The sequence below is a fragment of the Terribacillus sp. 7520-G genome (assembly GCF_002271665.1).
In the GTDB taxonomy this organism is placed as follows: Bacteria; Bacillota; Bacilli; order Bacillales; family Amphibacillaceae; genus Terribacillus.
In genome coordinates this window covers 13,878-38,325 of record NZ_NQFP01000024.1, presented here as the reverse complement: position 1 = coordinate 38,325, position 24,448 = coordinate 13,878, and the positions used below count along the sequence as shown (strand labels likewise).

Sequence of the window (24,448 nt, the reverse complement as noted above, 5' to 3'; positions counted from 1 at the left end):
CTCTCCTTTTTCTCTTTGATGGATGAATTGCTGGCCAAAAAAGGCATTATGCTTCATAACGGCATCACCCCTTTAACCCCAGTTGATTAAAAGTAGACACAAATCCGATTACAGCTGATATTATGGACATCGATATCCAGATCATATATGGATTTGAGAACGTCAGATTGGATAATTTCTTCCGTTGGACCCTCCGCGATAATCCGGCCATCCTTCATTGCCACGATGCGGTCCGAATAGACGGAAGCAAAATTGATATCATGGATGACAAGGAGGATCGTCTTACCAAAATCCTCCACCAGCCTGCGGAGAAGCTTCATCATTTGAACGGCATGCTTCATATCGAGATTATTCAGCGGTTCATCCAGCAGGATGTATTCTGTATCCTGCGCCAGGACCATGGCGATGAATGCCCGCTGCTTTTGTCCCCCGCTCAGTTCGTTCAAGTATTTATCTTCCAAATCCTCCAGATTCACATAAGCAATGGCCTCACTGACCTTCTCCTCATCTTCGGGAGTGAGTCGACCGCTGGAATACGGGAATCGGCCGAAGCTGACCAGCTCGCGCACTGTCAGCCTCATCTGGACAACATTGGATTGACGCAGTATCGCTATTGTCTTCGCCAAGTCCTTACTTTTTTGTTTGTGTACATCTTTACCGTCAAGATATACAATCCCATCATCTTGTTTCAGCAGTCTGCTCACCATGGAAAGCAAGGTACTCTTCCCAGCACCGTTAGGGCCGATGAAGGAAGTGATCGCACCGCGCTTCACCTCGACGGAAACATCCTGGATGACTTTCTTGGATCCAAAAAACTTAGACAGCTTTTCTGCTACGATCATATCTTCTTACTCTCCTTTACCAATAAATAAATGAAGTAAATACCGCCGACGAAATTGATAATGACACTGATTGGCGTAGAGAAAGAAAAAATCCTTTCGACAATCAGCTGGCCGCCGAGCAATGCGATGACGCTGAGCAGACTTGCTGCCATCAGCAGATATGTGTGACGGAACGTTTGGAGGAATTCCCGTGCCAGATTGGCAGTCAGCAATCCCAGGAAAGTGATAGGTCCGACCAACGCAGTGGATACGGCAACCATCACTGCAATAACCAAGAACATCCGTTTGACGATTTTTTCGTAAGGGACGCCAAGGTTGACTGCATGATCACGCCCGATCGACATGACATCGAAATAATGACGGTATCGGAATATGTAAATACACAGCAAAATGATGATCACTGCCGAGACAAGCAGGAGATTCGTATTTACATCCGTGAAGCTTGCGAACATGCTATCCTGGATCAGGAGAAATTCATTTGGGTCGATTATCATCTGCATGAACGATGAAAGACTGCTGAAAAATGTCCCAAGCACCAGCCCGACAAGCAGCAGCAGGAACAGATTATTCTCTCCCCTGCGGAACAGCAGCTGATACAATCCAAAAGCGAAACCGACCATCAGCAGGATGGTGACAAAGAAATAAGCATCACTCTGGAGGATGGCAAATGTCCCTGAACCGAACAGGAAGACGACGATGGTCTGGATGAACATATACACACTATCGAGACCCATGATACTTGGCGTCAAAATCCGATTATGTGTAATCGTCTGGAATACGACAGTCGAGACTCCGATGGATACAGCGCACAGGAACATGGCCAGGATTTTCTCCAGCCGGGTACGCAGCAAGTACTCCATCGCTTGGAAGTTCATATGGATGAACAGGTATAAACCAGCCAATCCCAAGGCAATCAAGACGAGTATGATAATTTTTCGCTTAAGCATAGGCCTTCCTCCTCAACAGCATATAAAGGAAGATACCTGTCCCGATGACGCCCACCATCAAACCTACTGAAATTTCATATGGGTAGATGATCAAGCGCCCTGCTATATCACATATCAGCAGGAATAATGCACCAAGTACAGCCGTATGCCAAATACTGTTCTTCAAATTATCACCGCGATACATGCTGACGATATTCGGCACGATCAGACCAAGGAACGGGATGACACCGACCGTCAGGATGACCACTGCTGTAATGATCGCTACAATGATCAAACCAACATTCACCACATACTTATATGGAAGTCCGAGGTTCGTAGCGAAGTCCTCCCCCATACCCGCTACCGTGAACATGTTGGCAAATAAAAATGCTATGATCAGCAGCGGGATGCTCAAGTAAAGAAGTTCATAGCGCCCTTCCATGATCAGGGAGAAGTCCCCCTGCAGCCATGAGGACATATTTTGAACCAGGTCGAATTTCAGGGCGAAAAATGTCGCAATGGAACTGACCACATTACCAAGCATGATTCCCACCAGCGGGATAAAGATTGTATCTTTCTGCTTCAATCTTTGGAGGATACCCATGAAGAGCAAGGTTCCGAATAAAGCAAAAGCCGCAGCGATACACATTTTCCATATCGGGCTCGCATCGGTGAAGAACAGCAAGGAAACAAGGATCCCTAATCTTGCCCAATCCATCGTCCCGGCAGTTGTCGGTGAGACGAATTTATTCTGGGTAAGCTGCTGCATGATCAGCCCGCATATACCGAGACTTGCACCAGCCATGATGATACTGAGCATCCGAGGCAGCCGGCTGATAAGCACGATATTCCAAGCTTCCCCATCCATGTTCCACAAAGCGGAAAATGACACATTTTCCACTCCCACAAACAGGGAACAAACAGCTAATAAAACTGTAACGATAAGCAAATAAACCAACTTCATAAGCGTCAAAACCTCTTCGGCAGCATCGGTGATACTGATATTCATTATCAATTAGATTCTTATTTTAGTATAGTAAATGGAAAAAGAGACGTCAATAGAACTTTTGAATCTCTTTAAAAATAATGACAACTTTGTTACATGATGTTTTGCTTGTAACGAAAACAGACAAGGATTGCTATAAAATATAGCTCCCTGGCTGGGCACTTTGCCATTGCCTGGCATCCCCCCCAAAGATATGTAGGATACATAACTTCCATTTCAATAGCGGATACTACCTTATATCTGCTTGAAAGGAGGTTTATCATGCCAAACCCAAAGCCGGACAATCGCGCAGACAATGCCGAACGGATTGAAGATACGATCCAGCATACTCTGCAGCGTGTTCATCAGACCGAGGATTTTGTCAAAGCAAATAGTGAGCATTTGACCGATGAGGAAATTTCCTATTTGCACGAAAAGAACGACAGACGCGCAGCAAGTGTGGAAAGCCTGCGTCATGAACTGAAAGAAGAAGCGAATTATCAGCAGCAAAAGGATCAATGAAAAGGTCCGCCTATATGGCGGACCTTCCGTTTAATGCGTTTGATTCATAGGAGCTGTATCATAACTTTGCATCATTGCAGCCATATCACTCGGCTGCAATTGTGCCACCTGATAATAATGATGTTTGTTCTGATACAGGAATATTTCATAGCTCATCTCGATCAGGTTCGGTATGGAATCAGCTACAACCCTTCTCAGCACAGGATTTGTCAATTCACAAGCACTTAGCGCACTCATGGAAGCAAGTCCCTTCACCTGAGAAAGCATATACGTGGAAAGACACTCATCCGTCACCTCATTGACCGATGTTATCGGCTTTTTCGGTTCTGCTGGCTGCAGCCCGTAGACGACATCATTTCCCTGCTGCATGCTGTAGGAAGTAGTCGGCACTGTCGGATCCTGGCCTGTTTTGAATGATTCCACCATTGTATTGTAGGTCTGTTTTAGAAAATCACCCTGGCGTTGCGCAATTGTCTTCAGCTCTGGATCCTGGACGAATTGTTCAAAGATCTTGTATTGATCCATCACACTGATCATCCCGGTAAGGATTTCATGTGTATCAAAGATCTCATGACCACCATGGTTCTGTTTGCCATGCAAGGTTGTCGGCTGATTCATTTGTGCAGTTTGCATTTGATTTTCCAAAGTGATAACCCCCTATGAGATGTCGTGCCTTCTTAGTATGGCGTGTGCTTCCTTCAGATATGACCGGTTATTTATGCCTTTTTGCCACACGGGCATCGGCAGCATCGGAACGGGCCTGTGCCTCCAGATCCCCGGCATCGGCTTCTTCCTGTGAAAATGAAATATCTTTACCGTCTCCATCCAAATCCGTATACTTCATATAATAATCTTCCATTGATTTGTCTTTTTCGTTCACGGGCTTTTCCTCCTTAACGGTGCTTCAGATTCTCTTCTGCCATCCGTATGAGTTCGCGGACCATGCTGCCGCCTATACTGCCGCCTGTCCTACCATTTTCCCTGCTTGTTCTATTCCCTGGATCGCAAGCCTGCTCTGTTTTGTATGGCTGGTTGGCTTCCTGGATGATTTTGTGCTTCAGCTCATCCAGACCTTCCCGTGCTTGCGGGACCAAAATCCGATTACGCCTTGTCATCGGTAATGCCCGAGCGTATGCTCATCACCTGTATCGCCTTCATAATCGGCCCGCACATGATTCTTTTTCGGTTCCTGCTCGTTAAGTCCTTCCTCCATGCCTGGCTGATACGTTTCATCAATCCGGATTCCTCCATCAACGCGATGCTTTTTCATGATGCTCCTCCTCCTTTCTGCATTAGCTTCTGTCTTTTGCGCCATAATATGAAAGGCACTTCTAGCCAAAAAAAAGACCCCTGCTCAAGACAGGGATCCATTGAAGATCAAGAAGATCACGATCACAATCGCCAACCCGATGCGGTAGAAGGCAAAAGGAACAAGTTTATATTTGGAAATGATTTTCAAGAAAGTACGGATGGCAATCAAAGCAAAAATGAAAGCGCTGATGAATCCGACGATAAAGAACGGGATCACATCAGGCGTGAACGCATGCAGATGATTGCGTAATGAGACAAGGCTTGCACCAGCCATGATCGGCACTGCCATGATGAAGGTGAAGTCAGATGCCACCCGGTGATTCAATCCAAGGATGACACCGCCGGAAATCGTTGCTCCGGAACGGGAGAACCCAGGCCATAAGGAAATACACTGGAATAATCCGATCAGGAAGGCTTTTTTATAGGTAAGGTCATCCAGCGAATCGATGGTTTCTCTCTTCTTTGAGGATACCCTATCCGCAAAGATCATAAAGAAAGCACCTACGACCAATGCTACGATTACGTACCATACGGAGAATAGATACTTATCAATCAGATCGTCGAACAAAAGTCCAAGGACACCCGCAGGCAGCAAACCGACAATGACAATACCAAGATTGAATTTGTTTTTCTTGCCAGGCATCGCCTCTTCTTTCCCTTGCAGTTTGCGGATGCCGAGAATCTGCATGAACTTGTCCCAAAATACAATGACCGAAGCCAAGATGGAACCAAGCTGAATGACGATGATGAACGTATTTGCCACTTCTTCATTGAATAACTCATGGATCTTCAGCCACATATCATCGACGATGATCAAGTGACCGGTGGATGAAACCGGGGCAAACTCTGTCAGCCCTTCTACCAGCCCCATGATCAAGGCCGAAAAGAATTCGATAATACTCATGCCTCTACTCCTCTGACTACTTTTTCTTTTTATTCCTTCTGATGAACCAAATGACGAACAGGACGAAGATGATCGCCAGTATCACGATGACGACATCCTGATAATACCCGAGATAAGTTTCCACCGTCGTCCAGGATTCACCGAGCCACATACCGAGCAATACTAATACTGTATTCCAAATGAGTGTCCCTAATGTCGTAAAGATAAGGAATAGCGGGAAATTCATATTGGACATACCGGCTGGTATGGAAATCAAGCTCCGGATCACCGGTACGAAACGGCAAAGGAAAATCGTCCATACACCATATTTGTCGAACCAAGCATCTGCTTTATGTATATCTTCTTTTTTAATGCGCAATATATGTCCCCAGCGGTCCACGATTTTCTCCAGGCGCTCGACATCCAAGAGAAGTCCGATTCCATAAAGGATAATGGCTCCGATGACTGCACCAATCGTCGCTGCGATAATGACACCGACTGCCGTCACACTATCCGAAGTGGTTGTCAAAAAGCCGCCGAACAGCAGGATGATTTCTGAAGGGATAGGCGGGAAAACGTTCTCGCCGGCCATCAGCAATACGATCGCAAAATAACCGAATTGTTCCATAAACTGCGTTATCCAATTATCCATTTCACAACTCCAAACGTAAATTATTTACCAAATCATTATAGCATCCTGCGCTCAAAAAAGTGGAATTTTTTACGGATTATTAACATTCTAGCAGACAGTGTGCGCAAGGTTAATAGAAACAGAGACTTAGTTTTCATTGGGCTGTAGTCCTAGAGCCGCATTGTCGCAACTTTCACCCTTTCTGTGATATAGTCTATAGGAAGAAAAATGATTTTGTATATAGGGGGAATACGATGAAGATCGTGACTATCGAGCCTACCCCAAGTCCATACTCGATGAAGATCGTAGTGGATGATATGCTGCCGATGGGCAGCAGTTTCGATTATAAAAAAGAAACAGTGACCGCTGCCGATCCGGAGTATATCCAAGCATTGTTCCAAATCGAAGGTGTCAAAGGGATATATCGTGTTGCAGATTTCCTTGCACTGGAACGGAGCCCAAAAGCAGCCTGGGAAACAATCCTCCCTGCTGTCCGCAAGGTCTTCGGGGAGGAAAATCAAGGTTCAGCTGCAGGAGCCGGCAGCGAAGAGCCTCATTATGGACAAGTCGATGTCCAGATTCAGACGATCTACGGTGTACCGATGCAAATCAAGCTTCTGTTCGAGGATCAGGAGAAGCGAATCGGACTTCCGGCTTTGTTTACCGAAGCAGCAATGGAAGCAGCAGGGAGCGATAATATCGTTTTCGCCCGTAAATGGGAAGAACAATATCCCCGTTACGGTGATCCGGAGCAAGTCGGTCAGGATGTCTATGAGGAACTGCTGGCAAGCTACAGTCCGGAACGCCTCCAAGAACTCGTTTCCCGTGCCAATAACCCTCAAGCACCCCTTCCCACACGAAATTCGCCGACCATGGCTGTCTGGGAAGAAGAGGATTGGCGTGTACGCTATCGTGCATTGGATGAACTGGAGCCGGACATCGAGCATCTTGCCTTCCTTGAGAAAGCATTACAGGATCCAAAAGCATCCATCCGCCGTCTGGCAACTGCCTATCTTGGCATGATCGAAGACAAGGCAGTCCTTCCCTTGCTTTATCGTGCACTGCAGGATAAAGTCGTGACAGTCCGCCGAACGGCTGGCGACTGCCTTTCCGATCTCGGCTTCAAAGAGGCGACACCAGCCATGGAAGCGACACTTGCCGACCCGAATCGGATCGTCCGCTGGCGGGCAGCAATGTTCCTTTATGAGCTTGGTGAAGCCGAAAGCCTTCCCATGCTGGAAAAAGCAGCAAGGCAGGAAAAAGAATTCGAAGTGAAGCTGCAACTGAATATGGCCATCGAACGGATTGCCGGCGGTGAAGCAGCACAGGGCTCCGTCTGGAAACAAATGACGGAAGCAGCCAAACAAAAGGAGGAAAAATGAATGAATGCATATGAAGAATACATGCGCGGTATCGTCCAGCCGATGAGGGACGAACTGACACAGGCAGGATTCCAGGAACTTACGGATGCAGAACAGGTAGAAAATTATGTGAACCAGGCAAAAGGCAGCACATTGGTCGTCGTCAATTCTGTTTGCGGATGTGCAGCAGGGCTTGCCCGGCCTGCCGTAAGGGAATCTCTGAAAAACGAGAAAAAACCTGAGCATCTTGTGACGGTTTTTGCCGGGCAGGACAAGGAAGCGACCGAAAAAATGCGCGAATACTTCACGGATCAGCCGCCATCCTCCCCATCGATTGCTTTGATGCAGGACGGGGAACTGGTTCATTTCATCCCGCGCGAACAGATTGAAGGCTATGATGTGGAAGAAATTGTGGAGAATTTGACAACTGCTTATGATAATCATCTCTAAGAGCTGCGAGTGCAGCTCTCTTTTTTTATCTCTTTCTTATAACAGCTTTATCGACGAGCCTGTTCATCTAGCGATCATGCTTATCAAGCCAACAAGGAAACCCTGATCACTCTCAGTTTCCATCGCTACTTGAGAAAGGACTGCAGCGCGCATTGCCGTTGCTTTCTCCAAACTGGATGATGCTTCCTTTTCGGCTGCCCAGACATGAAAAAAGATGGCTTCTCCATAAGCAGCAGACGTTTACCAAGTAGTCCGGGACCTTTTTAGCCTTCACAGATGCAAACACTTCTAACCAGCTCAATGACTGACACGGGCATCTTGCAGATGATCAGTTAATCAATCGCCTCCCTGAAAGCACCCGGCCTGTCAGGGGGAAAATCTCTGCCAAGGCGGCTGAGCCCTTTTACCGGCCCCCATTCCGAAGCATCCCTTGATAAGTCAGCATGTTTCAATGAATCAAGATGACGTTGATTGCGGTAAGCTTCTCCTTCCCTCCTCATCCCCTGACTCCTCTTTGACAGTAACAGGAATGGTGGCATCAGCCGGCCGAAAAAGGTATAAAAGCAAACTGCATTTTTAAAGATGTCCAAACCAATAATTGGGTTCATCCCAGTATTGAAAACCCTTTCATTTTTTGTTAAACTTAAACCAACGGAGGAGGGGTGCCAATGTGGAAAACAAACTTGTTAATCAACGGTAGCATAATAGGATGGGCTTTAGTCACATGGGTAACTTCTTTATAAGATTTTTGGAAACGGTATCATTCAACCTATCAGGGTAAACCTGCTTTCTAGCTGGTTTATCCTTTTTAATTTTTTTGTTAATAAGTTTATAATTATTATAATTAAGTATTGATTTTTAATAAAAAGATGTTACTATATTGATAGATTTACTAAAACATTACATACGAGGTGATTTTCTTGGCAGACAAAAAATTGACTACAAGCTGGGGAGCTCCAGTTGGCGACAACCAGAATTCACAAACCGCTGGTTCACGTGGACCGACACTGATCCAAGATGTGCATTTACTTGAAAAACTGGCACACTTCAACCGTGAACGCGTTCCTGAACGTGTGGTACACGCTAAAGGTGCTGGTGCACATGGATACTTTGAAGTCACCAATGATGTTTCTAAATATACCAAAGCAGCCTTCCTTTCAGAAGTAGGCAAGAAAACAGATATGTTCATCCGTTTCTCTACTGTAGCTGGCGAGCTGGGCTCTGCTGATACAGTGCGCGACCCTCGCGGTTTCGCTGTTAAATTCTATACAGAAGAAGGCAACTATGATCTAGTCGGTAACAATACACCTGTATTCTTCATCCGTGATGCGATCAAGTTCCCTGACTTCATCCATACACAAAAAAGACATCCGCAGACACATTTGAAAAATCCTGATGCAGTATGGGATTTCTGGTCCCTTTCTCCAGAGAGCCTGCATCAAGTGACGATCCTTATGTCTGACCGCGGTATCCCGGCGACATTCCGCCATATGCATGGCTTCGGTTCCCATACATTCAAATGGGTTAACGACAAAGGCGAAGGTGTTTGGGTGAAATATCACTTCAAAACACAGCAAGGCGTTAAAAACCTTGATCCTGCCGTTGCGGAGAAACTTGCTGGTGAAAATCCGGACTACCATACAGAAGATCTGTTCAACGCAATCGAAAACGGCGATTTCCCTGAGTGGAAGCTTTATGTACAAATCATGCCGCTTGAAGATGCGAACACTTATCGCTTCGATCCATTCGATGTAACAAAAGTATGGTCCCAAAAAGATTACCCGCTGATCGAAGTCGGCCGTATGGTATTGAACCGCAACCCAGAGAACTACTTCGCGGAAGTGGAACAAGCGACGTTCTCTCCAGGGACACTTGTACCTGGTATCGAAGTATCTCCTGACAAGATGCTTCAAGGCCGTCTATTCGCTTATCATGATGCCCACCGTTATCGTGTAGGTGCCAACCACCAGGCACTTCCGATCAACCGTGCACGCAACGAAGTGAACAACTATCAGCGTGATGGTCAAATGCGTTTCGATGATAATGGCGGAAGCGGCGTTTATTACGAGCCTAACAGCTTAAACGGTCCGAAAGAAGATCCAGCAAGCAAGATGGCGCCATTCGAAGTATCCGGACAAGCTGATAGCGTTGCTTATGATGAAAATGACCACTACACACAACCAGGTGATCTTTACCGTCTTATGACTGATGATGAAAAGACTCGCCTTGTAGAAAACTTCGTTAATGCAATGAAGCCTGTTACAAGAAAAGAAATTCTTGAACGCCAAGTAGCTCATATCTACAAAGCAGATAAAGAATGGGGTCAGCGTGTCGCTGACGGTCTTGGAATTGCCCTTCCACAGGAAGTTTAATCCGAGAAGATAAATAAAGGATAGATGAACAGCACTTGTTCATCTATCCTTTTTCTTTTACACAATATAATGCTCCAAACCCGAAAATCACTCTTTTTCGCTGTTGACATTCCAACGTGCAGAAGCTGTTCTGTTATGGATCATCCCTTTACAGGCTTCCAGCCCGGATCTTTTTCATCTTCAGCGGCGGGGTTCCTCGTGTACTGGATGACATGTCTTTCACAAGCTCCAAATTCTTTGTAATTTTGCTGTGCCTCTATGAGAGAAACGGTGTTTGCTCCTCCTTCATAAATATGTTCTTTCTGAAACGGATCATCCTCCCAAAAGCAAATGGGGCATATATCATATGATCCGTCACTTTCCAAGGTTTTATATCCGCAGCAAGGACAGGTATATGCCAGCAAATCCTTCCCTCTCTTTCCTATAAAAAAATACATCACTTATCAAAGTGATGTACTTATCTCTTCATCGGGTGAATCCCCTATGATCCGCACTTCCCGGTGCAAACTGACGCCGAACTTCTCTTTGACTGTCTTCTGTACGTGTTTGATCAGATTGATATAATCCGATGCTGTACCATTTGCCACGTTCACCATGAAGCCAGCATGCTTCCCCGACACCTCGACACCGCCGATTCGTGTCAGCTGCAGTCCGGCATCCATGATCAGCTTTCCAGCAAAATGACCCGGAGGGCGCTGGAAAACACTTCCGCAAGATGGATATTCCAAAGGCTGCTTCGATTCACGAAGATGCGTCAGTTCATCCATCTTCGCTTTGATAGCCGTCTGTTCACCTTTTTCCAATACGAATGTTGCCTCGACAGCGATGTAGTTATTCTTCTGCAAAATGCTCGTGCGATAGCCGAGCTCCAATTCATCGCTCGACATCACTTTACGCTCACCTGTATCAGTGATGACGACTACTTCTTCCAGGATATCCTTCACTTCCCCGCCGTACGCACCAGCATTCATATATAAGGCTCCGCCGATCGATCCCGGAATGCCGCAGGCAAATTCCAAACCTGTCAAGCTTGCATCCAATGCCCTTCTGGAAACATCGATGATCGCAGCACCAGACTGGGCTGTGATTCGGTTCCCTTCCACTTTCACTTCATCCATTTTGGTAAGGATGACCACCACTCCGCGCAAGCCGCCATCACGGATGATCACATTCGATGCATTACCGAGTATTGTCAGCGGTACATCATTTTCTTTTGTGTAGGCAACAATCTGTTCGATTTCCGCATAATTCCTCGGAAAAATGAGTACATCCGCTTTTCCGCCCACCTTTGTATATGTGTAATCCGCAAGCGGTGCTTCTATCAGTACATCATTGGCATCTACAAACTGCTTTAAATCCTTTTCAAGCGTGTTCACATTCATCATTTAATCCCTCATTACTGTATTAGCCGCTGCAAATGAGCGTACCCCAACCTGTATTGTATACCACATATCACACACGTGACAATGCTCTTATTTTCCTGTTAGGCCAGACACCTATAGTCTATGCAATAAAAGGAACGATGCGCCTGCTTTACAGCCTCGAACAATGTCCGGCGATGACCTGGTATTGATCACCGATCAGCTGCCATACACGTGTGTGGATATAGTCCCCATCGATCTTTTCATCTCCTGCCTCACCCTTTAAGTGGATTTGTGAAATCGTCACCGCTCCATCCTTTGTCGGTTTGATCTGCAGGTCCTTGCAGGATACTTCCGTGAAACGGACAGCCAGTGTCCGATGTGCTTCCAAATGCATTTCTTTCGTGATTTGACTGCCTTCATGGTTGATGGAAACCAGCTCATCATGCAAAAGCGTATCCAGCAGGAAGATATCACGTGTCTGCATGGCCTCCCGAAGCTCCTGCTCCAGAAGTTCGAATTGCTCTTGGCCCCCGGTTTCACCTGCTTGGTCGCTCGGATAAGCACTCTCTGTCTCAACAGCTTGTTGATCCTGATACAGCTCTCCCATCGTATCCGGCTGTTCCAGCGATTCCACCTTGACTATATGAGCAGTAGCGATATGTACGTCGCCAATCACGATAAAGGCTTTATTGATCATGCCTTGATTATTCGTTATATGCTGCAGGATTTGTCGTTCTGATGCTTGTGTAACGATCTTTTCTCCGGTCGATAATGTAATTTGTGTTTCTGCCACTTGTCGTAACTCCATTCTACTCGAATATTCTTTCTAGCCAACCTAATTGTATCCCGTTACCGACCTTTAAGAAAGACATATGGTTTGTCCGAAACCATTCAGAGTAAGCAACAATATAAGTTAAGGCTCACATGTACTCCAAAGGCTTCTTGTATATCATGCTGCAGATACTCCCGGCCGATTACAGGTTTTATGCCACTATTTGAAAAAGCATCACAATGCATGGGCATTTCTCGTCCTGCAATATTCACCCATCAGTCATTCCAGACGTGCGGGAAAAATAAAAAAGCTTCGGAATACTGAAATCAGTATTCCGAAGCTTTCTTTTCCATCCGTATGTAAGGATGGAGACGGTGGGAGTCGAACCCACGTCCAGAGATATCGGCACTCAGGCATCTACGTGTGTAGTCGTCATATTATAATTCGCACACGCTTCGGCCTAACGACAGGCTTTCAGCGAGGCTAGCTTGATTGTCTTCTTCCGATCATCCGCAAGCGGAGGATGATGGCGTAGCCCACTTCAGTTTGAGACCCTCGAATCTGCCACATGGGCGATGGCAGCAAGGATCCTCCAGGAGTGCTTACGCAGCTGCTAGAGAGTAGTTGTTGTTAGTTTTGCCAGTTATATTTAGGCGTAACGTTTTACGAGCCGTAACCTCGACACGCAGCCTGAGCTCGATCTACCCCTGTCGAATCCGTAACGTCCCCATGATAATGGGGGCTACAGGAAGTAACCCGTTCACTTAGGATAAATTCAAATCCCAGACAAATTCCATTATATCATCTTTATCAGGAAATGCAAGTTTAATAATCGCGGTCGCGCATCGCACGATCTACATCGCGTTTCATTTGCTTTTGTTTGAGATCTTCACGTTTATCGTATTTCTTTTTCCCTTTCCCGACACCAAGCAGGATTTTGGCAAAGCCGTCTTTGATGTACAGCTTGATCGGCACCAAGGAATAACCCTGCTGCTGCGTCTGACCGATCAGTTTATCGATCTGCTTGCGGTGCAATAGCAGCTTCCTTGTCCGTGTCGGATCATGGTTGAATCGGTTTCCTTGTTCATACGGCGAAATATGCATATTGATGATGCGGACTTCCCCGCGGTCGATCCTGGCAAAACTATCTTTTAAATTGACTCGGCCGGCACGGATCGATTTGATCTCGGTACCTTGCAGAACGATGCCAGCTTCGATCGTCTCTTCGATTGCATAATCGAAATTGGCCTTCTTATTCTGTGCGAGTACTTTACCTTGTCCCTTAGCCATAGACTTCTTCCTCCTAACTACGAGCTTTATTTTATCAGAAACTGTATGATTATCCTAACGATTCATATACTGAATCGGGAATGGATAAGAACCTGATTGATTGGAGTGTAATAGAAGATGACGACGATAAGGCAATTGACTATCGATGATTACCGGTCAGTGCTCGATATGCAAACCGGCATCGAGGATGATTATGTGATCGGGTCTTTCCCGCAGCTGATCGAAAACCCTGCTCAATCCCTGTTCGGCCTGATGACAGAGGAAGGGCTTGCTGCAGTGGCAGGGGTATACCGTTTGCCGAATGGAAACGGTATATTAGGCAGATTACGCAGTGATATCCGCTATCAATCCAAAGGGAATGCCACAGCTTTACTGAAGCATATCATTGCCTATTGTGAACAAGACCCTAGGATGAATTGGCTTGGCGCCATCACCCGCAAGTCCAACCTACCTGCACAGCGGGTACTGGACAAGCTCAATATGCGGTATAACAGTCAATTCATCAGTCTGCTGATGGAAAATCCAGGGGAGGCCGAGTTTCCTGCCGCTGCACCATGGCAGCCAATCGAAGGAACCGAAGCGAAGCGCGATGCAATCGAACAAGCAGCCAAGGATACAAAATTGGCTTTTTATCCATATGAAGCCTATTTTCCTATTCCTTATGCTGCCGCCATACTGGAGGATGAGTACATAGAGAAACTCTCCGTATTCCGCAATACGGATGCCAGTCGCATCATGGCGATCCAAGAAGACTTTAAAGGCAGGGACTTAGCCCAGATCCAATATTTCTGGCCGGATGTGTTTGAGCAGGATGGCCTGTGGGCTGCTGTGTTCGACTATTTGCAGCAATCCGATAGACAGCTCGTCCCCCAGCTGGATGTTTCACCGGGGAATGCTTCCTGCATACCCGCAGTCTTTAAGGAGAGCTTCGCGGAGGATGATGATCCCTGGCTAATCTATGGTAAATACATCAGATGATAAACGCCCCGGCTCATGTAGTCGGGGCGTTCATTTTATGGTCTTTTCCTTGTATTGCGTTTCTTGCTCTTCTTACCTCTTGCCGGTGGTTTCCGTTTGCCCTTGTTCTTCGGCGGGCGGTGATCACCAGGCTTTTTCTTCTTATCTGCTTTGATGATCGTTGGCCGGTCGCGATTTTCGCGTGGTTTCCTCGGTTTCATGCCAACCACTTCAAAATCGATGACGCGTTCCTCGATATTCACCTTCACCACACGGACCGTGATTTCATCACCGATACGGAATTGGTTGCCAGTTCGTTCCCCCACCATCGCATAACGCTTATCATCGAAGTGATAGAAATCATCGGTCAGGTAACTGACATGAACAAGGCCCTCGATGGTATTAGGCAGCTCGACAAACAATCCAAAACCGGTGACGGAACTGATGACGCCATCGAATTCCTCGCCGATTTTATCTTGCATATACTCGGCTTTCTTCAGGTCATCCGTTTCCCTTTCTGCATCGACAGCAGCACGTTCCCGTTCCGAAGACTGTCTCGCGATTTCAGGCATACGCTCTTTCCAATGGTCCTGTGTCTTTTTATCCAGCTGATTATTGACGATATAGGTGCGGATCAATCGATGCACGATCAAATCCGGATAACGGCGGATCGGCGAGGTGAAATGTGTATAGAATTTCGTCGCCAGCCCGAAGTGCCCCAGGCCTTGCGGATCATATTTTGCTTGCTGCATCGAGCGCAGCATGAGGCGGTTGATGATCATCTCTTCCTGCGTGCCTCTCACCCGCTCGACGATTTTTTGCAATGTTTGCGGATGGATATCCGAGGATGATCCTCTGACGGTATATCCCAAACTGGTAATGAATTCGAAGAAATGCTGCAGCTTATCCGGATCGGGATCAGTATGGATCCGGTGAATGAAAGGCACATCCATCCAGTGAAAATGCTCCGCGACTGTTTCATTGGCAGCCAACATGAACTCCTCGATCAGCTTCTCTGCAACAGAACGTTCCCGAAGGACGACATCCACTGCCTTTCCTTCTTCATCGACAGCAACCCTTGCTTCAGGGAAGTCAAAATCGATCGCCCCCCTGTCCATGCGCTTTTTCCGCAGGATCGCAGCCAAATCCTCCATTTGCTGAAACATAGGGACAAGATCGGCATAACGGGCTTTCAGCTCTTGATCATCCTCCAGCAAAATCCGGTTCACATCCCCATATGTCATCCGTTCATTCGTCTTGATGACACTCTGGTAAATCTCATGCTCCACCACTTCCCCTTGTGGGGTGATCTGCATATCACAAGTCAAAGTAAGGCGATCCACTTGAGGATTCAGGGAACAGATTCCATTGGAGAGGCGGTGCGGGATCATCGGGATCACCCTGTCGACCAAATAAACGCTGGTTGCCCTCTCCAGAGCCTCTTCGTCTATCGGAGAGCCCTCTTCGACATAGTAGGATACATCCGCAATGGAAACGACCAGGCGGTAATTCCCGTTTTCCAGACGGCTGACAGCTACGGCGTCATCCAAGTCCTTCGCGTCCGCTCCATCGATCGTCACCGTCATCATCTCCCTGAGATCCCGGCGATTCTCTATCTCGGAAGGGTCGATGGTATCGGGTGTCTCTGCCGCCTGCTGCAGCACTTCCGGCGGGAACTCCGTCGAAATACCGTGCTTATAGATGATGGACAATATATCGATGCCCGGGTCATTCTTATGACCAAGTATCTGGATGATTTCCCCTTCGGCACTCATACGTCCTTCCGGGTACTTCGTGATCCTGGCAATGACTTTGTGACCGTCTGTCGCGCCGCCGGAAGCCCCTCTCGGTATGAAGATATCATTCGGTATCCGTTTGTCATCGGCAATGAGGAATCCGAAACGGCCGTTATCTTCATATGTACCGACAACTTCCGCTATCGCCCGCTCCAGGATCCGGACCACCTGTCCTTCGCGGCGCTGTCCGTCCTCTGCTTTATTCTCGATCCGTACAAGCACTGTATCATTATTCATGGCAGACTGCAGATCGCTATAGTGGATATAAACATCATCCACGCCTTCTTCATCTGGTATGAGGAAAGCGAAGCCCTTTGCGTGCATTTGAATCCTGCCGCGCACAAGGTTCAGTTTTTCAGGCAGTCCGAAGCGGTTGCTTCTTGTCCGGACAAGCTGTCCTTCTGTTTCCAATTCATTAAGTCCTTTGACAAGGACGGTGAATTCATTTGCTTCATCAAGCTCCAATTGCTGTTCGATTTCTTCGACTGTCAACGGCTTAGCCGCGTTTTCTTTGAAATAAGCCAATATCTTCTGCTTTATTTCGTCCATTATTGCTTCACCTTCTTTTCGGCTTTTTTCATCTAGTATGAACTATTCCCAATCAAGCGATTCGAGAAACTGATATACATCCTCATGCAGCTGCTCTTTTTCTTTTCCCATCGTAATCACGTGGGAAGAATTCTCGTACCACTTGATCTCCTTCCAATCGGATTCCGCGTTTTCATAAATATAGTTGGCACTATCCGTATTGATCATTTGATCTTCTGTAGCTTGTACCACGAAAAGAGGTGCGTAGATTTCGTCGACATGCTTGCTTACATCCGTGATGAAGGCCCCCAGGCGCTGAAACATATCTGCAGTCGCGGGCGCCTCCATCAATTCTGCCAATTCCTGTTCGATGGTCTGCTCATCTTTTCCCTGCAGCTGTTTATGCTGTTTCGCATATAGCTTGAAGCCTTTGTTCAGTTGGGCTTCATTATCGAAAAACATCGGCGAACACATCGTGATGACGCCCTTCACCGGATAGGAGTAGGCCAGCTTCAAGCTGAGTACCCCGCCCAGTGACAAACCAGCTACAGCAATCTTTTCATATCCCTTATCCTTCAGATACCGATAAGCATTCTGTACATCCTCCCACCATTCATCAGAATTGGAAGCGACGATATCATCCGGTGTTTTCCCATGTCCGCGATAGATAGGCGCGTGAGCGGTATACCCTTTGCCTGCAAGAAAACGCCCCATCATCCGGACATCCGCTGAATGGCCGGTGAAACCATGCAGCAGCAGCACAGCGCGATCTCCTTTCCCCTCGAATGTGAACGGCTCTGGCTGTTTCATTGTGACCATATGTATCTCCCCTGTTATGACTATTTATATTGTAGATTTCCGAACTAGTTTTCCCTTCCCCGGGAATAAATAATCCCCCACCACAGAAGTTGTGACGAGGGATGGAATTGGCTATTCGATTACTGCAGGACATACGCCAAAAGGAACGTCAATACAAAAAGAATGACTCCTGTAACGATTGTTGCACGATGGAGGAACAAGTCCAAACCACGGGCCTTCTGCTTTCCAAATAATTGCTCAGCTCCTCCGGAAATAGCTCCGGACAGACCTGCACTCTTACCAGATTGTAAAAGGACTAACGCAATCAGCGCGATGGCATCGATTATTAATAGAACTACTAAAGTTGTCTGCATCCCAGCACCTCCTATAACGGCAAATACCTATGTCAACTGTAGCATACGTGTCAGATAATTGGCAAGATGTTCTTGTCCGCCCTGCAAGTTCTGACAAAATCTTGAACAGTTTTTAAGAAATTTGAATTTTTATGGCGTTTTTTGAATTTTTTTGGTTGCAAGGTGAAACCGTTTCCTTTATAGTGGACTTAAGTTCAGGAGGAGGTAATGGAAATGCTTACACCTGAGCGGCAGGAAATGATCCTGCAGATGCTGCAAGAACAGCGCGTTGTCACGATTCCAGAGTTCGTGGAATCAACAGGCGCTTCCGTCTCGACAATACGCCGGGATTTGATCGAACTAGAAAAGCAGAAGCTGCTTCAGCGGGTCCATGGCGGCGCGACGACAGTATCTTCTTTAAGATATGAAATGAGCTATACCGAGAAAGAGACGCAAAACCGGACCGGAAAGCACCTAATCGCAGCATACGCTGCCAGTCTCGTCGGACAAGATGAATGCATCTTCCTCGACGCCGGTACGACGACATATCAGATGATCCCCTTCTTGACAGGCAGAAATGTAACCGTCGTCACAAATGGTTTGACTCATTTGGAGGCACTTTATGAAAAGGACATCACTGTGTATGTGACAGGCGGTTTAGTAAAGGATAAAACGAGAACTTTAATCGGCAGGGGTGCGATGACCGCACTCACCCAATACCGTTTCGATAAATGTTTCCTCGGTACAAACGGCGTCCATCCAGACAATGGCTGCACTACGCCAGATCCAGAAGAAGCTGCCATCAAGCGGCAGGCCTTGCTTCGATCGAATGAAACATTCGTTTTGGCTGACAGGAGCAAGCTGGATAAGACTGCCTTTGCACATATAGCTGATTTGACAGAAACAAAGCTTATCGTCGACCATGCCAGCTCGAAACAACTGACTGCTTACAAGAAACTTACATCAATAAAGGTTGTGGACTCATGAATTACACATGCACGCTGAACCCATCCATCGATTACATCATGCACGTGGACGGTTTTGAGGCAGGAGATCTGAATCGCGCCACACAAACAGCCTATTTCGCCGGCGGGAAAGGGATCAATGTTTCCCGTTTGCTGAAGCGTTTGGATGTGGAAACGACGGCATTAGGATATATCGGCGGCTTTACAGGCGCCTTCATCAAGGAAACACTGGAAAGCGCCGGCATTGCGCATCAATTCATTGAAATAAATGAACCGACACGCGTCAATGTAAAACTGAAATCCGGCGCCGAAACAGAAATCAACGGACCAGGACCATCCATTGCGACAGAGCAGCTAGACTTGCTTTTCGAACAGATCAGAGGCCTCGGTAAAAATGATGCTCTCGTAGCTGCAGGCAATGCACCCGGCTCCGTACCGGCAGATATTTATGCTCGGATGGCGGATATCTGTGAAGGAAATGGCACCAGGTTCATTGCGGATACTTCAAGTGCTGCGCTTCGGGATTTAATCGGCAAGCGTATGTTCCTTGTCAAGCCGAACCATCATGAACTGGGGGAGCTATTCGACACGACGATCTCTTCCATTGAAGAAATCGTCAGCTACGCACGGAAACTGCATGATACCGGCATCGATAATGTCATTGTGTCAATGGGCGGTGAAGGTGCGATCTTCGTGAATAAAGATCATGCCTGGAAAGCCGAGACTCCAAAAGGCACAGTGAAAAACTCCGTCGGCGCTGGCGACAGCATGGTCGCAGGGTTTTTGGCCGCATTTGAAAAATCGGGCAATTACGAGCAAGCATTCACCTATGCGGTGGCAGCAGGAAGTGCTACAGCTTTCAGTGACGATCTTGGCGAAAGACAATATATAGAAGAATTAGTAAGCCAAGTCAAGCTCACATCTATCTAAGAGGGGTGTTACCTATGCGAATTACAGAACTTTTAACCAAAGATACTATCATTTTGCAGCTAAAGTCCCAATCCAAAGCGGATGTCATCGAAGAGCTTGTTTCCAAGCTGGACGAAGCTGGCAAACTGAACGATAAAGCAGGATTCAGGGAAGCAATCCTTGCGCGTGAAGCACAGTCCACGACAGGAATCGGCGAAGGTATTGCCATTCCGCACGGTAAATCAGCTGCCGTCAAAATTCCGGCAATTGCTTTTGGCCGTTCAGAAGAAGGACTGGACTATGAAGCACTGGATGGCCAGCCATCCCATCTATTCTTCATGATCGCGGCTTCTGAGGGGGCAAACCAGACACATCTGGAAACATTATCCCGGCTTTCTTCTTTCTTGATGGACAGCACATTCCGTTCAAGCATTGAAAATGCAAAGACGGAAGAAGAGATCATGACCATCATCGATGCCAAGGAAAAAGAAGAGCTTGGCGAAGAAGAACAAGAAAGCCCAGCAGCAGAACAGGCACAGGATGCATCAGGCTCAAAAGGCAAAGTACTTGCCATCACTGCATGCCCTACCGGTATCGCCCATACGTTCATGGCAGCCGATAAGCTGAAACAGACAGCAGCAGAAATGAATGTCCCGATCAAAGTCCAGACAAATGGAGCTGGCGGAATCAAGAACCGCCTGACTGACGAAGACATCAAAGAAGCAACAGCAATCATCGTTGCAGCCGATGTCAATGTCGATCTCAGCCCATTCGAAGGGAAGCACGTCTTGCAGGTTCCAGTAGGGCGCGCCTTGAAAATACCGAAAGAATTGATTGAAAAAGCACTGGCCCAGGATGCACCAGTCCACCATAACAGCGGACGCAGCTCAGAAGCTGCTGCAGAAGGCGGTCAGAAAGAACAGCGTTCCGGATTCTACAAGCACATCATGAATGGTGTTTCCAACATGCTTCCATTCGTTGTCGGCGGCGGTATCCTGATTGCTCTCAGCATCCTTTTCGGAGAGTTGTTCCCTGACAGCCGTTTTGCAGAGATGCTGAATGAAATCGGAAGCAATCAGGCGTTCTTCCTGATCGTTCCCGTACTGGCAGGTTTCATTTCCAGCAGCATTGCTGATAAACCTGGTTTCGCTCCAGGTGCAATCGGCGGTTTGATTGCTGTGACCTATGGCCATGGAGATGCAACCAGCTCCGGATTCCTTGGCGGTCTGATCGCCGGTTTCCTGGCAGGTTATGTGACACTTGGCATCAAGAAGGCACTTTCCGGTCTCCCAGCCGTATTGGAAGGCTTGAAAACGATTCTCTTCTTCCCGGTATTGAGCATTTTCATCACCGGTATGATCATGCTGTTGATCAACCCGACATTGACTCAAGTATATGTAGCGCTTTCCGATTTCCTGGAGGGGCTTGGCGGCACTAACCTGGTATTGGTAGGACTCGTGCTTGGTGCGATGATGGCTATCGATATGGGCGGACCGATCAACAAAGCGGCATACACTTTCGGCATTGCGATGCTGGATGCAGGCAACCTGGAATTCATGGCAGCCGTCATGGCCGGCGGTATGGTACCGCCACTGGGACTCGCACTTGCGACAAGCCTATTCCGCAACAAGTTCACGAAGCAGGAAAGAGAAACAGGTAAAACAGCATACGTGCTTGGCGCGTTCTTCATCTCGGAGGGTGTCATTCCATTCGCAGCTGCCGACCCGCTTCGTGTCATTCCGGCAACAGCAATCGGTGCCGCAGTAGCCGGCGGTCTGTCTGCCTTCTTCGAAATCGGGTTGAACGCACCGCACGGCGGCATAATCTCAGCAAGTTTGGTCGATGGAAATCCATTGCTCTACTTCCTTTCCATCATAATCGGTGCTTTTGTCACAGCTATTATTGTAGGACTATTGAAAAAAGACCTAAGAAAAGTATAAAATAAGATAGAATGAAAGCATTCACATAACAAGAATGAAAGCATTCACATAAAACTTAATCTTTGGAGGTATTTACCATGGCAGAAAAAACAATGACAATTACAGATGAGACTGGCGTACACGCTCGTCCGGCTACAATCTTAGTGAATAAAGCAGGCGGCTTCAAATCCGATATCCAGCTTGCATACAACGGCAAGAGCGTCAACCTTAAATCTATCATGGGTGTTATGAGCCTTGGTATTCCACAGGGTGCTGAAATCACAATCTCTGCTGAAGGCGACGACGCTGAAGAAGCAGTCAATACAATTGCGGAAACTATCAAAAGCGAAGGCCTGGGAGAATAATCCGTATGAGCATGATAAACGGAATCGCAGCTTCAAATGGTATTGCGATTGCAAAAGCATACCATTTGGCTGTGCCAGACCTCTCTTTCGATAAGACGACTGTTGCAAATGCGGAAGAAGAGATCAGCCGTTTGGATGCTGCCCTCGAGATCAGCAAACAAGAGCTGGAGAAAATCCGTGAGAATGCCCGTGTGTCACTTGGCGACGAGCATGCCGAGATTTTCTCGGCTCATTTGCTTGTCTTGGCAGATCCCGAACTGATCAACCCTGTCAAAGACAATATCCGCAATAACAGCATCAATGCAGAAGCTGCCCTTGATGAGACAGCTACGATGTTCATCGACATGTTCCGCAGCATGGACAATGAATATATGAAAGAACGAGCAGCTGACATCCAGGATGTCACAAAACGCGTCATGGCGCACTTGCTTCAGGTTTCCTTCCCTGATCCTGCACTTATAGATGAAGAAGTTATCATTATTGCAGAGGACCTGACTCCATCGGATACAGCACAGCTCAACAAGCAGTTTGTGAAAGGGTTTACAACCGACATCGGCGGACGTACTTCCCATTCCGCCATCATGGCCCGCTCCCTTGAGATTCCTGCTGTCGTCGGTACGAAGTCGATCACGACTTCCGCTGCAAGTGACGCCATGATCATCGTTGACGGCATCGAAGGCACTGTCATTGTCGATCCGACAGAAGATGAACTAGCGACTTACAAAGCGAAACAAGCAGCTTTCGAACAGCAAAAACAAGAATGGGCGAAACTGAAAAATGAACCTACCGTTACAACAGATGGCGTCCATGTAGAGCTTGTTGCCAATATCGGTACGCCAGAAGACGTCACTGGCGTTCAAAACAATGGAGGCGAAGGTGTCGGCCTTTACCGTACTGAATTCCTTTACATGGGCAAAAGTGAGCTTCCTAGTGAAGAGGAGCAGTTCGAATCCTATAAAGCCGTACTTGAGCAAATGGGAGACAAGCCTGTTGTTGTTCGTACATTGGACATCGGCGGCGATAAAGAGCTTAGCTACCTGCAGCTTCCGAAGGAAATGAACCCTTTCCTTGGCTACCGCGCCATCCGCCTTTGCCTGGAACGCGATGATATCTTCCGTGTGCAGCTTCGTGCCCTCTTGCGTGCAAGCGTATACGGAAACCTTAAAATCATGTTCCCGATGATCGCTACTTTGGAGGAATTCCGCCAAGCAAAAGCCATCCTTCTCGAAGAAAAAGATAAGCTTACTGCTGAAGGCGCGGAAGTCTCCGATTCCATCGAAATCGGTATCATGGTCGAGATCCCTTCCACTGCGGTTGCTGCGAAGCAATTTGCGAAGGAAGTAGATTTCTTCAGCGTCGGCACAAACGACTTGATCCAGTACACCATGGCAGCTGACCGCATGAATGAACGCGTAAGCTACTTGTACCAGCCATACCACCCAGCTATCCTGAACCTTGTGCATAATGTCATCGAGGCAGCACATGCTGAAGGAAAATGGGCTGGCATGTGCGGGGAAATGGCAGGCGATGCAATTGCAATCCCGCTTCTTCTCGGCCTTGGCCTTGATGAGTTCAGCATGAGCGCAACCAGCATCCTGCCGGCAAGAACACAAATCACGAAGCTATCCAAAGCCGAGATGCAGGAACTGAGTCAAGAAGCATTGGCTCTCAGCACTGCAGATGAAGTGGAACAGCTTGTCCGTCAAAGAACTGCACAATAAAAACAGCTCTCCCAGCAACGGGGGAGCTGTTTTCTTTATAGTGAACATCACTCACTTTTTTTCTCCAGCATCTGGCGGAGCTCCTTCATTTCCTCCTCCGATAATGCATCCTCTTCAATAAACTGAGCCAGCATGGACTTCATCGTCCCTCCGTAAATACGATCGATAAAGGTTTTAGCCTCGGCACGCTGATATTCACTCTCTGCATACAGCGGATAAAAGGTATATACTCTATGTTCTTTATTTACACCTACAACTTTCTTTTTTGTAAGGCGATCCAGCAGTGTACGTATCGTTTTGGGCTTCCAGTCCGCCTTATCGATAGCTTCCACCACCTCATTTGCTGTCAGAGGCGAATTCTTCCAAAGCACTTTCATTATTTCCCACTCTGATTCGGATATATTCGGAAACTGTTTCGACATTTTCCC

Annotated in this window: 28 protein-coding genes and 1 other RNA gene; 10 read left to right on the top strand and 19 right to left on the bottom strand. The window is 47.2% G+C overall.

Features of this window, described 5'->3' with window-relative positions; all coding sequences use genetic code 11:
- Positions 1 to 86 precede the first annotated feature (86 nt).
- Genes CHH53_RS09475 through CHH53_RS09465 form a run of 3 tightly spaced genes read right to left on the bottom strand, consistent with a single transcriptional unit; the run spans position 87 to position 2,732 of the window.
- Complete coding sequence (locus CHH53_RS09475; RefSeq protein ID WP_095215882.1) at positions 87 to 842, bottom strand: iron ABC transporter ATP-binding protein; 756 nt, start codon at positions 840 to 842, stop codon at positions 87 to 89.
- On the bottom strand, positions 839 to 1,789 hold the full coding sequence (locus tag CHH53_RS09470) for an iron chelate uptake ABC transporter family permease subunit (protein ID WP_095215881.1): 951 nt from the start codon (positions 1,787 to 1,789) through the stop codon (positions 839 to 841). The genes CHH53_RS09475 and CHH53_RS09470 overlap by 4 nt, the downstream gene beginning before the upstream one ends.
- Positions 1,782 to 2,732 carry an ABC transporter permease gene (locus CHH53_RS09465; protein WP_095215984.1) on the bottom strand — a complete coding sequence of 317 codons (951 nt, stop codon included), beginning with the start codon at positions 2,730 to 2,732 and terminating at the stop codon, positions 1,782 to 1,784. The genes CHH53_RS09470 and CHH53_RS09465 overlap by 8 nt, the downstream gene beginning before the upstream one ends.
- 303 nt (positions 2,733 to 3,035) lie before the next feature.
- Between CHH53_RS09465 and tlp the strand changes: the two genes are divergently transcribed.
- Positions 3,036 to 3,275 (top strand): small acid-soluble spore protein Tlp, encoded by a 240-nt coding sequence (gene tlp, locus CHH53_RS09460; RefSeq protein ID WP_095215880.1) that lies wholly within the window; start codon positions 3,036 to 3,038, stop codon positions 3,273 to 3,275.
- Positions 3,276 to 3,305: 30 nt separating this feature from the next.
- On the opposite strand, the gene CHH53_RS09455 is transcribed toward tlp, so the two are convergent.
- From CHH53_RS09455 to CHH53_RS09435, 6 genes are all read right to left on the bottom strand, one after another.
- Entirely contained in the window at positions 3,306 to 3,920 is a 615-nt protein-coding gene (locus CHH53_RS09455) for a spore coat protein (RefSeq protein ID WP_233134996.1), read from the bottom strand.
- A 67-nt stretch (positions 3,921 to 3,987) separates the two neighbouring features.
- Positions 3,988 to 4,134 carry a YfhD family protein gene (locus tag CHH53_RS09450; protein ID WP_095215982.1) on the bottom strand — a complete coding sequence of 49 codons (147 nt, stop codon included), beginning with the start codon at positions 4,132 to 4,134 and terminating at the stop codon, positions 3,988 to 3,990.
- A gap of 34 nt (positions 4,135 to 4,168) precedes the next feature.
- Positions 4,169 to 4,390 carry an alpha/beta-type small acid-soluble spore protein gene (locus CHH53_RS09445; RefSeq protein WP_095215879.1) on the bottom strand — a complete coding sequence of 74 codons (222 nt, stop codon included), beginning with the start codon at positions 4,388 to 4,390 and terminating at the stop codon, positions 4,169 to 4,171.
- Positions 4,387 to 4,545 carry a hypothetical protein gene (locus tag CHH53_RS17335; RefSeq protein ID WP_158221530.1) on the bottom strand — a complete coding sequence of 53 codons (159 nt, stop codon included), beginning with the start codon at positions 4,543 to 4,545 and terminating at the stop codon, positions 4,387 to 4,389. Before CHH53_RS17335 ends, CHH53_RS09445 begins: the two co-directional genes overlap by 4 nt.
- A gap of 84 nt (positions 4,546 to 4,629) precedes the next feature.
- Complete coding sequence (locus CHH53_RS09440) at positions 4,630 to 5,490, bottom strand: undecaprenyl-diphosphate phosphatase (protein WP_095215878.1); 861 nt, start codon at positions 5,488 to 5,490, stop codon at positions 4,630 to 4,632.
- A gap of 16 nt (positions 5,491 to 5,506) precedes the next feature.
- Positions 5,507 to 6,121 (bottom strand): DedA family protein, encoded by a 615-nt coding sequence (locus CHH53_RS09435; RefSeq protein WP_095215877.1) that lies wholly within the window; start codon positions 6,119 to 6,121, stop codon positions 5,507 to 5,509.
- A gap of 233 nt (positions 6,122 to 6,354) precedes the next feature.
- On the opposite strand from CHH53_RS09435, the gene CHH53_RS09430 reads away from it, so the two are divergent.
- On the top strand, positions 6,355 to 7,482 hold the full coding sequence (locus CHH53_RS09430; protein ID WP_095215876.1) for a conserved virulence factor C family protein: 1,128 nt from the start codon (positions 6,355 to 6,357) through the stop codon (positions 7,480 to 7,482).
- On the top strand, positions 7,483 to 7,911 hold the full coding sequence (locus CHH53_RS09425) for a BrxA/BrxB family bacilliredoxin (RefSeq protein ID WP_095215875.1): 429 nt from the start codon (positions 7,483 to 7,485) through the stop codon (positions 7,909 to 7,911).
- A gap of 332 nt (positions 7,912 to 8,243) precedes the next feature.
- On the opposite strand, the gene CHH53_RS17330 is transcribed toward CHH53_RS09425, so the two are convergent.
- Positions 8,244 to 8,411, bottom strand: coding sequence for a hypothetical protein (locus CHH53_RS17330; protein ID WP_158221529.1), 168 nt, complete (start codon positions 8,409 to 8,411; stop codon positions 8,244 to 8,246).
- A 420-nt stretch (positions 8,412 to 8,831) separates the two neighbouring features.
- On the opposite strand from CHH53_RS17330, the gene katA reads away from it, so the two are divergent.
- Complete coding sequence (gene katA / locus CHH53_RS09420) at positions 8,832 to 10,283, top strand: catalase KatA (RefSeq protein ID WP_095215874.1); 1,452 nt, start codon at positions 8,832 to 8,834, stop codon at positions 10,281 to 10,283.
- Positions 10,284 to 10,423: 140 nt separating this feature from the next.
- Here the strand turns inward: katA and CHH53_RS09415 are convergent, their stop codons facing one another.
- The 5 genes from CHH53_RS09415 to smpB all read right to left on the bottom strand — a co-directional run bounded on the left by CHH53_RS09415 (position 10,424) and on the right by smpB (position 13,709).
- Entirely contained in the window at positions 10,424 to 10,684 is a 261-nt protein-coding gene (locus CHH53_RS09415; RefSeq protein ID WP_095215981.1) for a CPCC family cysteine-rich protein, read from the bottom strand.
- Between the two features lie 42 nt (positions 10,685 to 10,726).
- Entirely contained in the window at positions 10,727 to 11,665 is a 939-nt protein-coding gene (murB, locus tag CHH53_RS09410) for a UDP-N-acetylmuramate dehydrogenase (RefSeq protein ID WP_369819874.1), read from the bottom strand.
- Between the two features lie 151 nt (positions 11,666 to 11,816).
- Entirely contained in the window at positions 11,817 to 12,440 is a 624-nt protein-coding gene (locus CHH53_RS09405) for a nuclear transport factor 2 family protein (RefSeq protein WP_158221528.1), read from the bottom strand.
- Positions 12,441 to 12,782: 342 nt separating this feature from the next.
- Positions 12,783 to 13,148, bottom strand: a transfer-messenger RNA (tmRNA) gene (gene ssrA / locus CHH53_RS09400).
- A gap of 96 nt (positions 13,149 to 13,244) precedes the next feature.
- On the bottom strand, positions 13,245 to 13,709 hold the full coding sequence (gene smpB / locus CHH53_RS09395; protein WP_093725697.1) for an SsrA-binding protein SmpB: 465 nt from the start codon (positions 13,707 to 13,709) through the stop codon (positions 13,245 to 13,247).
- Positions 13,710 to 13,826: 117 nt separating this feature from the next.
- Here smpB and CHH53_RS09390 point away from each other — a divergent pair, with 117 nt between their 5' ends.
- The gene (locus tag CHH53_RS09390; RefSeq protein ID WP_095215871.1) at positions 13,827 to 14,687 is read left to right on the top strand and encodes a GNAT family N-acetyltransferase; all 861 of its coding nucleotides are present in this window, start codon (positions 13,827 to 13,829) and stop codon (positions 14,685 to 14,687) included.
- Positions 14,688 to 14,722: 35 nt separating this feature from the next.
- Here the strand turns inward: CHH53_RS09390 and rnr are convergent, their stop codons facing one another.
- From rnr to secG, 3 genes are all read right to left on the bottom strand, one after another.
- The gene (rnr, locus tag CHH53_RS09385; RefSeq protein ID WP_095215870.1) at positions 14,723 to 17,011 is read right to left on the bottom strand and encodes a ribonuclease R; all 2,289 of its coding nucleotides are present in this window, start codon (positions 17,009 to 17,011) and stop codon (positions 14,723 to 14,725) included.
- A 42-nt stretch (positions 17,012 to 17,053) separates the two neighbouring features.
- Positions 17,054 to 17,809, bottom strand: a complete 756-nt coding sequence (locus tag CHH53_RS09380; protein WP_095215869.1) for an alpha/beta hydrolase — start codon at positions 17,807 to 17,809, stop codon at positions 17,054 to 17,056.
- Between the two features lie 119 nt (positions 17,810 to 17,928).
- Positions 17,929 to 18,162: a preprotein translocase subunit SecG gene (gene secG / locus CHH53_RS09375; protein WP_095215868.1), complete on the bottom strand. Its 234-nt coding sequence runs from the start codon at positions 18,160 to 18,162 to the stop codon at positions 17,929 to 17,931.
- A 213-nt stretch (positions 18,163 to 18,375) separates the two neighbouring features.
- Between secG and CHH53_RS09370 the strand changes: the two genes are divergently transcribed.
- The 5 genes from CHH53_RS09370 to ptsP all read left to right on the top strand — a co-directional run bounded on the left by CHH53_RS09370 (position 18,376) and on the right by ptsP (position 24,020).
- Positions 18,376 to 19,128 (top strand): DeoR/GlpR family DNA-binding transcription regulator, encoded by a 753-nt coding sequence (locus tag CHH53_RS09370; protein ID WP_095215980.1) that lies wholly within the window; start codon positions 18,376 to 18,378, stop codon positions 19,126 to 19,128.
- A complete protein-coding gene (pfkB, locus tag CHH53_RS09365; RefSeq protein ID WP_095215867.1) occupies positions 19,125 to 20,036 on the top strand; it encodes a 1-phosphofructokinase in 912 nt (303 codons plus the stop codon). The genes CHH53_RS09370 and pfkB overlap by 4 nt, the downstream gene beginning before the upstream one ends.
- A 14-nt stretch (positions 20,037 to 20,050) precedes the next feature.
- Positions 20,051 to 21,955 (top strand): PTS fructose transporter subunit IIABC, encoded by a 1,905-nt coding sequence (locus CHH53_RS09360; protein WP_095215866.1) that lies wholly within the window; start codon positions 20,051 to 20,053, stop codon positions 21,953 to 21,955.
- A 77-nt stretch (positions 21,956 to 22,032) separates the two neighbouring features.
- Complete coding sequence (locus CHH53_RS09355; protein ID WP_038564763.1) at positions 22,033 to 22,299, top strand: phosphocarrier protein HPr; 267 nt, start codon at positions 22,033 to 22,035, stop codon at positions 22,297 to 22,299.
- Positions 22,300 to 22,304: 5 nt separating this feature from the next.
- Positions 22,305 to 24,020, top strand: coding sequence for a phosphoenolpyruvate--protein phosphotransferase (gene ptsP / locus CHH53_RS09350; protein ID WP_095215865.1), 1,716 nt, complete (start codon positions 22,305 to 22,307; stop codon positions 24,018 to 24,020).
- Between the two features lie 47 nt (positions 24,021 to 24,067).
- On the opposite strand, the gene blaI is transcribed toward ptsP, so the two are convergent.
- Complete coding sequence (blaI, locus tag CHH53_RS09345; RefSeq protein WP_095215864.1) at positions 24,068 to 24,442, bottom strand: penicillinase repressor BlaI; 375 nt, start codon at positions 24,440 to 24,442, stop codon at positions 24,068 to 24,070.
- Between the last annotated feature and the right edge of the window lie 6 nt (positions 24,443 to 24,448).

What these genes read in the sequence shown, in the direction of transcription:
- CHH53_RS17335 (WP_158221530.1), bottom strand. Translation starts at nt 4,545, where the DNA reads ATGAAAAAGCATCGCGTTGATGGAGGAATCCGGATTGATGAAACGTAT.
- CHH53_RS09450 (WP_095215982.1), bottom strand. Translation starts at nt 4,134, where the DNA reads ATGGAAGATTATTATATGAAGTATACGGATTTGGATGGAGACGGTAAA.
- tlp (WP_095215880.1), top strand. Translation starts at nt 3,036, where the DNA reads ATGCCAAACCCAAAGCCGGACAATCGCGCAGACAATGCCGAACGGATT.
- ptsP (WP_095215865.1), top strand. Translation starts at nt 22,305, where the DNA reads ATGAGCATGATAAACGGAATCGCAGCTTCAAATGGTATTGCGATTGCA.
- CHH53_RS17330 (WP_158221529.1), bottom strand. Translation starts at nt 8,411, where the DNA reads ATGAGGAGGGAAGGAGAAGCTTACCGCAATCAACGTCATCTTGATTCA.
- secG (WP_095215868.1), bottom strand. Translation starts at nt 18,162, where the DNA reads ATGCAGACAACTTTAGTAGTTCTATTAATAATCGATGCCATCGCGCTG.
- CHH53_RS09435 (WP_095215877.1), bottom strand. Translation starts at nt 6,121, where the DNA reads ATGGATAATTGGATAACGCAGTTTATGGAACAATTCGGTTATTTTGCG.
- CHH53_RS09360 (WP_095215866.1), top strand. Translation starts at nt 20,051, where the DNA reads ATGCGAATTACAGAACTTTTAACCAAAGATACTATCATTTTGCAGCTA.
- CHH53_RS09355 (WP_038564763.1), top strand. Translation starts at nt 22,033, where the DNA reads ATGGCAGAAAAAACAATGACAATTACAGATGAGACTGGCGTACACGCT.
- pfkB (WP_095215867.1), top strand. Translation starts at nt 19,125, where the DNA reads ATGAATTACACATGCACGCTGAACCCATCCATCGATTACATCATGCAC.
- CHH53_RS09445 (WP_095215879.1), bottom strand. Translation starts at nt 4,390, where the DNA reads ATGACAAGGCGTAATCGGATTTTGGTCCCGCAAGCACGGGAAGGTCTG.
- murB (WP_369819874.1), bottom strand. Translation starts at nt 11,665, where the DNA reads ATGAATGTGAACACGCTTGAAAAGGATTTAAAGCAGTTTGTAGATGCC.
- blaI (WP_095215864.1), bottom strand. Translation starts at nt 24,442, where the DNA reads ATGTCGAAACAGTTTCCGAATATATCCGAATCAGAGTGGGAAATAATG.
- CHH53_RS09380 (WP_095215869.1), bottom strand. Translation starts at nt 17,809, where the DNA reads ATGGTCACAATGAAACAGCCAGAGCCGTTCACATTCGAGGGGAAAGGA.
- smpB (WP_093725697.1), bottom strand. Translation starts at nt 13,709, where the DNA reads ATGGCTAAGGGACAAGGTAAAGTACTCGCACAGAATAAGAAGGCCAAT.
- CHH53_RS09440 (WP_095215878.1), bottom strand. Translation starts at nt 5,490, where the DNA reads ATGAGTATTATCGAATTCTTTTCGGCCTTGATCATGGGGCTGGTAGAA.
- CHH53_RS09390 (WP_095215871.1), top strand. Translation starts at nt 13,827, where the DNA reads ATGACGACGATAAGGCAATTGACTATCGATGATTACCGGTCAGTGCTC.
- CHH53_RS09425 (WP_095215875.1), top strand. Translation starts at nt 7,483, where the DNA reads ATGAATGCATATGAAGAATACATGCGCGGTATCGTCCAGCCGATGAGG.
- CHH53_RS09370 (WP_095215980.1), top strand. Translation starts at nt 18,376, where the DNA reads ATGCTTACACCTGAGCGGCAGGAAATGATCCTGCAGATGCTGCAAGAA.
- CHH53_RS09470 (WP_095215881.1), bottom strand. Translation starts at nt 1,789, where the DNA reads ATGCTTAAGCGAAAAATTATCATACTCGTCTTGATTGCCTTGGGATTG.
- CHH53_RS09430 (WP_095215876.1), top strand. Translation starts at nt 6,355, where the DNA reads ATGAAGATCGTGACTATCGAGCCTACCCCAAGTCCATACTCGATGAAG.
- CHH53_RS09465 (WP_095215984.1), bottom strand. Translation starts at nt 2,732, where the DNA reads ATGAAGTTGGTTTATTTGCTTATCGTTACAGTTTTATTAGCTGTTTGT.
- CHH53_RS09475 (WP_095215882.1), bottom strand. Translation starts at nt 842, where the DNA reads ATGATCGTAGCAGAAAAGCTGTCTAAGTTTTTTGGATCCAAGAAAGTC.
- rnr (WP_095215870.1), bottom strand. Translation starts at nt 17,011, where the DNA reads ATGGACGAAATAAAGCAGAAGATATTGGCTTATTTCAAAGAAAACGCG.